Source organism: Cedecea sp. NFIX57 (assembly GCF_900177785.1).
In the GTDB taxonomy this organism is placed as follows: domain Bacteria; phylum Pseudomonadota; class Gammaproteobacteria; order Enterobacterales; family Enterobacteriaceae; genus Cedecea; species Cedecea neteri_C.
The window spans coordinates 1-7,122 of sequence record NZ_FXAS01000071.1 but is presented as its reverse complement, the minus strand read 5'-3'; the positions used below and the strand labels follow the sequence as shown (position 1 = coordinate 7,122).

General features: G+C 47.1%; 7 protein-coding genes and 1 pseudogene. 5 read left to right on the top strand and 3 right to left on the bottom strand.

Features of this window, described 5'->3' with window-relative positions; all coding sequences use genetic code 11:
• Positions 1 to 276: 276 nt before the first annotated feature.
• Entirely contained in the window at positions 277 to 870 is a 594-nt protein-coding gene (locus tag B9Y90_RS25265) for a hypothetical protein (protein ID WP_085543050.1), read from the bottom strand.
• A gap of 216 nt (positions 871 to 1,086) precedes the next feature.
• On the opposite strand from B9Y90_RS25265, the gene B9Y90_RS25260 reads away from it, so the two are divergent.
• Positions 1,087 to 3,699, top strand: coding sequence for an AAA family ATPase (locus B9Y90_RS25260; protein ID WP_254902767.1), 2,613 nt, complete (start codon positions 1,087 to 1,089; stop codon positions 3,697 to 3,699).
• Between the two features lie 152 nt (positions 3,700 to 3,851).
• Here the strand turns inward: B9Y90_RS25260 and B9Y90_RS25255 are convergent, their stop codons facing one another.
• Entirely contained in the window at positions 3,852 to 4,448 is a 597-nt protein-coding gene (locus B9Y90_RS25255; protein WP_085543048.1) for a recombinase family protein, read from the bottom strand.
• A 437-nt stretch (positions 4,449 to 4,885) separates the two neighbouring features.
• Here B9Y90_RS25255 and B9Y90_RS25250 point away from each other — a divergent pair, with 437 nt between their 5' ends.
• Both B9Y90_RS25250 and B9Y90_RS25245 read left to right on the top strand, forming a co-directional pair.
• Positions 4,886 to 5,533 (top strand): AAA family ATPase, encoded by a 648-nt coding sequence (locus B9Y90_RS25250; protein ID WP_085543047.1) that lies wholly within the window; start codon positions 4,886 to 4,888, stop codon positions 5,531 to 5,533.
• A complete protein-coding gene (locus B9Y90_RS25245; RefSeq protein WP_085543046.1) occupies positions 5,524 to 5,799 on the top strand; it encodes a hypothetical protein in 276 nt (91 codons plus the stop codon). The genes B9Y90_RS25250 and B9Y90_RS25245 overlap by 10 nt, the downstream gene beginning before the upstream one ends.
• Before the next feature lie 206 nt (positions 5,800 to 6,005).
• Here B9Y90_RS25245 and B9Y90_RS25240 read toward each other — a convergent pair whose 3' ends face one another.
• Positions 6,006 to 6,206 carry a hypothetical protein gene (locus B9Y90_RS25240; RefSeq protein ID WP_085543045.1) on the bottom strand — a complete coding sequence of 67 codons (201 nt, stop codon included), beginning with the start codon at positions 6,204 to 6,206 and terminating at the stop codon, positions 6,006 to 6,008.
• Between the two features lie 213 nt (positions 6,207 to 6,419).
• Between B9Y90_RS25240 and B9Y90_RS27635 the strand changes: the two are divergent.
• Both B9Y90_RS27635 and B9Y90_RS25235 read left to right on the top strand, forming a co-directional pair.
• Positions 6,420 to 6,654, top strand: a pseudogene (locus tag B9Y90_RS27635) (hypothetical protein); the annotation flags it as partial.
• A gap of 79 nt (positions 6,655 to 6,733) precedes the next feature.
• Positions 6,734 to 7,122, top strand: a 389-nt coding sequence (locus B9Y90_RS25235; protein WP_254902766.1) for a DNA methyltransferase, incomplete at its 3' end; no start/stop codon positions are given.

Sequence of the window (7,122 nt, the reverse complement as noted above, 5' to 3'; positions counted from 1 at the left end):
GTCACGTTAAAATGGTCGCATGATTAATGGTATCATTAATATGGTAACATTGGCACTCATTAGAACACACATTCGTGGTCATACTGGGGTATACCGAGGCGATTTTTTTACGTTTAATGGTAATCGAAGCGATTTTACCAATTGCTTCCCACTGTTCACGCGTAAGGCCACTGGCTACGGTTACAGCCTATAGTGAACGACATCCGGCAACTGCCCCCAAATGAACAAGAACAGGCTTGTCATACAATGATTTTCTATATCAAAACTTAAAGTTAATTATTTTTTACCCCATATGCGGTGCTGTAGCCGCTTGAAGATGTTTTCCGGGCTGTATTCTTCTTTCAGCACCTCAAAGGCAGCTTCATTCTCGGTTTCTATTATGTTGGCCGCTTTTTCGTCCAGCTCCGCACTGATAGCCCGTGATTCTTCCAGTATGTTGGACATTGCATTACCCATGCCAGACATTGCGCGGTTCATGGACTCTTCCTGGCGGCAGGTGCGCTCTTCTTTAGTCGGAGCGCTCCTGATCCACTCGTTTTCCACCTGAATCCGGTCAATGATGGCTTTCTTTTCCTCATTGAGTAGCTGGAAACCGACCAAACCAGACTCCCAGTGACAGGCTAGCGGATATTGGTCAACAAATATCACTGGCTTGCCATACATCTTCGCCAGGGTGTTCAGCTGTCTCTGGCGTGCGCCTTCGGAGGGGCTAAAGGATAGTTTAGGGAATAACGGTGTAATCCCCGCATCCTGTTTCAGACGTTCGGCAATCTCCTGCATATCGAAGTACAGACTGTCAAGCACCACGATGGCTGGTCGCGTGGCGCTGCGCAGTTCGTTGACCAGATCTGCGTATAAAACGTCCTTCAATTTGCACCTCTCAGGTTTTCATCCTAGCGAGTGGCTAGTTTGTCTTTGTTCAGCCGGCAATGCAGTGGGGGGATCACACGGCCTTCATCCGGGTCAGTTCAACACGAGAGCGGAACTGCAGATATTTGATTTGCAGATCACGTGAATAGATAAGTTGAAAGTGTATCTTCTATCATTGCCTTACAACGAGAGAAAACGACAAGTCAAAAAGGATTCATGATGCTCAGCAACGAGTTTTTGCGCTTTTTCCAAACTTTAGACACAGCAGATGTACCCGGCGATGTTAGAAAAATAGCGAACCTAGTGTGGGATAATATGGATAGTATTATCCCGTTAGGTACCGCGCAGGGCCAGCGGATTCGTCGCATCGCCGATCTGGCGCAGCCCTCCTGGGATACCCTCAGTCTGGAAGTCCAGCCAATGCCTGAGCAGAACTCCGAACGTGTCTCCACGTTCAGTCGGCTAAGAAGGCTGTCCGTTGGACCGTTCAGAGGATTTGCCAGACAAGAGGAATTTGATCTGGATTCGCGTCTGGTGCTGATTTATGGGCCTAACGGTACCGGGAAGTCCAGTTTCTGCGAAGCACTTGAATATACATTACTGGGCAGCGTTGCTGAGGCTGAAAGTAAACGCTTTCGTAATCAAACCGACTATTTTAGAAATGCATACGTCAATCAGTTTGCTGCACCTGTGATTACTGGTGTTGGAGCTCAAGGGCATGATGTGGCAATCGAGAATAACGAAGCACAATACCGCTTTTGCTTTGTTGAAAAAAATCGCATCGACAACTTTTCAAAAATTGCGGCGCTGGCTCCGGCAAGGCAGAACGAACTAATTTCAACATTATTCGGTCTGGATGCCTTCAATGATTTTGTCCGAAATTTCACTGCGGAAATTGATGGCAGATACATCGATCTGACAGGTGTAAAAAAAGCTCAACTGGCAGAAAAACGCCGCACACTCGAGGGGGCCATCCAGCAACTGGAAGCGGGGAAGACGGATCTTGAAGGACTGGTTTCTGAGGAACAGACGCTGGCTTCTGGCTACCGCGAGGGCCTTTCTTTTCAGCAGATGATGATTGAATTAAAAGGGGATGAGCAAAATATCGGAACCATCCGGCAGCTTGAGGCAGAGTTACAGAAACCTCTTCCGAACAAGAGTCACCTGACCTGTGCGATGTTGAAGGACTTAAGTGACTCTGTTGAAACTGTATTGGCGGATCTGTATGGCAAACAGAAGCAACTGGCAGAGGTGAGTCTGCAGGTTTCATTTAAAATTTTATTCGAAGCAGTCGTCCAGTTACAGAGCACCAGCCCAGAACAGTGCCCTGCATGCCATACTCCACTCCAGCAAGCCACGAAAAACCCCTACAGTCATGCCAGTGAGGAATTGCTGAAGCTTGCGTTTTTATCGACCTTGCAGGGTGAAATAGCTCAGTTGGAACAGTCAATCAGCCAGCTTATGTACCGTGTCTCACAATTTGTCGGCACCTGTTGCCAGTTTCTTCCTCATGAAAATGTTCTCGAAATATTCCGAGAGGACAATGGCATCGCTTTGTGGCGTGACCTGCATCAACCTGCAGGCGATGGCATCACTCCATGGTCTCTTCTGGAGAAACAGGTGTTGCAGTTGGAAGAAGAAGATAAAAAAACAGAAGCAGCTGCTAAATTGCGGGAATCCCGGCAGCGTGATCTTGTGAGGTTGCGTGAGTCAGAACGGCAGATAACAATATTGCAGACAAGAAGAAATACTACAGAAAGGGCCATCGCAGCGGCTCAGTTGTTGATTGGTAACTTTGATACGGAAAACAGGCAGCTTATTGAAGAGGTTGCACTTGAGGAATCCGTTGTAAGAAAAAACACAGAAATCTCAGTAGCCTATGCCCTGTTCGTATTGAAGTTGAACGCCTATAAAGATGGTTTACCTCAGCAGTTGGTTGCGAATCTCGGAGACAGCATTGTTACTTTGTATAATGCATTCAACCGTAATGATCCTCCTGGAGAAAAGCTCGCTGGTATCAAACTCCCCCTGATGCAGAATCAGCGGCTGGAGGTGGCATTTCAGAACAACCCAGCGAAATTTTTTGATGCTCTGCATGTGCTCAGTGAAGGGCATGTACGCTGCATAGGATTGGCTATTTTGTTGGCAAAAAACATCAGTGAGCAATGTCCACTTTTGATATTTGATGATCCTGTGAATGCTATCGATGACGATCACAGAGAATCTATTAGAAGAACGTTGTTTGAAGACGCCTTCTTTGCAGATAAGCAAATCATCCTAGCCTGCCACGGAGAAGAGTTCTTCAAAGACATACAGAATTTATTGCCAGCGCCAGTGGCTGCACAATCCAAAACTTTCAGCTTTTTACCGCGTCTGGACGAATTACATATCCGCGTGGATTTTAACTGTGCCCCCAGGAACTATATTCTTTCAGCGCGAAGTCATTATGGACGTAATGAAATCAGGGAGGCGCTGACTAAATGCAGGCAGTCACTTGAATCGCTGATGAAGGGGAAGGTCTGGCGTTATGTAAACAAGCACGGTGATGGTAACCTCAGTCTTAAACTGAGGTCAGCAAATGCACCTATTGAGCTGCGTAATCTCTCAGATCAATTGAAAAAACAAATTGGACGTGCCGATTTTAATGACCCGAATAAAAATGCCGTGTTTACTCCCATCGATGTTTTGACTGGTTTTAGCGGAGAATCACGTGAATGGCGATACCTCAATAAAGGTACGCATGATGAAAACGACAGGGCAGAATTTGACAGGGCAACTGTAGAAGCCATGATAGGTGCAATCGAGGCTCTCGATCAGGCCGTGGGGTAAGATTAGTACTAAATCCCAAGTGTGATGTGGTTCTGCAGAGGTATAGCTCAATGAAGTGGTCGATAAAAGTTGGCCACTTCATGAGAGAGGTTTTTAAAACCACGATAGGTTCGCTTGGCACAAAGAAAGTAGACATGCGTATAAAAAGCAGTTCACGAGCGAACATCAGCGTTTTCTTTTGCAGCTTTGATTCTGAGAATTGTCTGGCGTGTTGTGTTAAATTCGCGGGCGATCGCGCTGATGCTTTTACCTTCACTAAGACGCAGAAATACCATCTTCTTCTGTTCGTCATCTAAAGCAGGTGGACGCCCGAAACGCTTTCCTGATGCCTTAGCCCGCGCAATACCTGCATGCGTACGCTCAAGCAGCAGGTCCCGTTCAAATTCAGCGACAGCGGAGATGACCTGCATTGTCATCTTACCGGCCGGACTGGTGAGGTCTACCCCTCCCAATGCTAGGCAGTGAACCCGAATTTCTGACGCGGCAAGTAGCTCAACCGTTTTCCTGATATCCATGGCGTTACGTCCGAGGCGATCCAGCTTCGTGACGATTAAAACGTCACCGTTTTCCATTCGGTCAAGCAGCCGCATAAATCCAGGCCGCTCAGCCGCCGCGACTGAACCACTGATATATTCTTCAATCAGCCGCTGGGGTCTGATGGCAAATCCAGCCGCCTCGATCTCCCGTCGCTGATTCTCGGTATTCTGTTCAAGGGTCGATACCCTACAGTAAGCAAAAACTCGTGACATGGCGTTATTTTGTGTACGAAATGGTTGTACGTATTGTAAATCATGTACGAAAATAAAAACACTAACTTTCGTACATATTCGAATTGGCATGTCCGAAACCGGTCGGTTTCGGACGATTAATGATTACCCAGAGTGAACTTATTTATTGTTGTGACCATAACCAATGTTATTGTTTGCATTTCATCTATTACCAATCTAATTATATATCTATGTTATTTGTCATATTGGTGTATACCCAAATTTAACCGTCTCACTTTCCATCAATTTATTCCTCTAGTTATTGCACTAGATCCAATTAGTGGGCTCGCAGTCATGCCTTTCATTAATATAATTTTTTTGATAAAATGATAAAATGATAAAATGATAAATAATTATATTATTAAATTATTTATTTGTGATAGAGTGGTCTGTAACATCCATTTGCACTAGAGGCCGCTATGATTACTGTTATAGGTTCAAACAAAGGTGGTGCATCAAAGAGCACAACCGCTACAAACATTGCGATAGCTTTGGCATTGCGCGGGAAAGATGTTTGCCTTTTGGATGCTGATCTTCAGTCATCTGCGGCAAAGTGGCATGCTTCTCGTGAGGAGGCCGATCTGTTACCTCGGATTACCCTTATTCAGAAATATGGCAACATCAGCCAGACTTTGCGTCAGCTCGATGACAAGTTTGATCACGTTATTGTAGATGTGGCAGGACGTAATAGTCGTGAACTGGCTAATGCTGGGGCTGTGGCTGATATAATAATTGCTCCGCATTTGTGCTCACAGTTCGATCTGGACACTTTGGAAGAGCTTGAAGGCCAGCTTGAGGCTTGGCAGGATCTAAATCCTGATTTAAACCTCTATATGTATCAGACTCGAGCGACTACTAATCCTGTATTGCGTGGTAAAGAACGTGCAGAGTTTCTCGAATACCTGAAGGATTTCCCAACCTTACCTCCTCTTAATGCCATTAACTGTGAACGAAAGGTTTATCGAGACGTAGTCCCTCTTGGGAAATCTGTTTTGGAGGCAACCAACAGAACTGCAATAGAGGAAGTTGAGCAACTGATTGAAGAGGTGTATTCCAAATGGCTTTAAAACCACGGTCTACTAAAAAACCATCCGACGCCCAGGTTGCTGCTCTCGCTGATAAACTGGCGGATAAGCAATATGGTGGGCCATCGCCCATCATTAAAACTGAAAAAACAGTACAGCGGAGCCTTGCTTTACCCCAGTCTCTTGATCAGGCAATTACTCGAGTGTCAGCAGAAAACAAACTCAGTGGCTCTGGTCCGAAAAATACAAGTGCTGTCATCCGAGAGGCTTTAGAGCAATATCTCGAACGGCGGAACAATGATGATTGATATTTTATCAATTTATTAAATTATCAAAATATGATTTTATCTTTTTGATAAAGATTGTGTGTATTTCTATCTATCTATCTATCTATCTGTCTGTCTGTCTGTCTGTGCTGCACTTTCTGGCTATGCGGTGGCCGCTCTCTGTAGACGATTTGTTCCAACCCCGGTAAATTCTCCGGGGATAACGGCTTAAGATTGTATCTCCAATTTCAGTGCCGAGAGATATCTCCGATGGCTTCTTCAGGCTGTGGAGCACGACCTGGTGCATTGAACGTGATGGTGATGATCTTTCTGGCCAGACCTTCATCTGAAAGGGAGTCATCCACACTGACATCACGAATTAGTGGGCTTTCATCTTCTATATGTTGGGCAATATCCCGCAGCCACTCTGCCAGCATTTCTCTGTCCATCTTTTTCCGCTCCGGTTGTGTACAGTCAGCATCAACATACCACACTAGGAAAAGTGAAGCCTGCATGGTATGGTTAAAAGATAACCATTTTGTCAGGTGTGTTGTCATCCGTACTGGTAGCGACCTGCGCGAAATACCCTCATTTTATACACTGAATTGCCCACCGAAATTGTGGATAGCGACGATGTAAATAACGATGTCGCACCGCTCCGCATCCATGCCGCGCGTGGCGCGGGGGGATCCACTGCCCGGAGCCAGTGTGCCGCGCCCGGGCGGACACGGGACGGGCGACTTTTCCGCTCCTGTCCGGCGTCGCTGTGATTTTACGCCCTCCACTCGCCTTTCTCTGATGAACGCCCTTCAAGCCACTTTCGCGGCATATCCTCACCGTCGAAAGGGCTGACGGTTGCGGTATTCCACGGTTGGCCTGACCCGTTACCGGTCGCGGCGTACAGGCTCCGGGCAGCAGGGAACGGACGTCGTACCGACGTCCTCCTGTGTGCCCCCTGTAACCACGAGGTATCCCTATGTCCCGATTCATTCTGGGTAACTGCGTCGAAATTATGTCCGGCTTTCCGGATAATGCTGTTGATCTCATATTCACCGACCCGCCTTACCTCGTTGGCTTCCGCGACCGTGCCGGGCGTACCATTGCCGGCGATCGCACCGACGAATGGCTGCAACCCGCCTGCAACGAGATGTACCGCGTGCTCAAAAAAGACGCGCTGATGGTGAGTTTCTACGGCTGGAACCGCGTCGATCGCTTTATGGCTGCGTGGAAGAATGCCGGATTCAGCGTGGTCGGCCATCTGGTGTTCACCAAAACCTACACATCGAAGTCCGCTTACGTCGGCTATCGCCACGAGTGCGCTTATATCCTTGCCAAAGGCCGTCCGGCTCTGCCGCAAAACCCGCT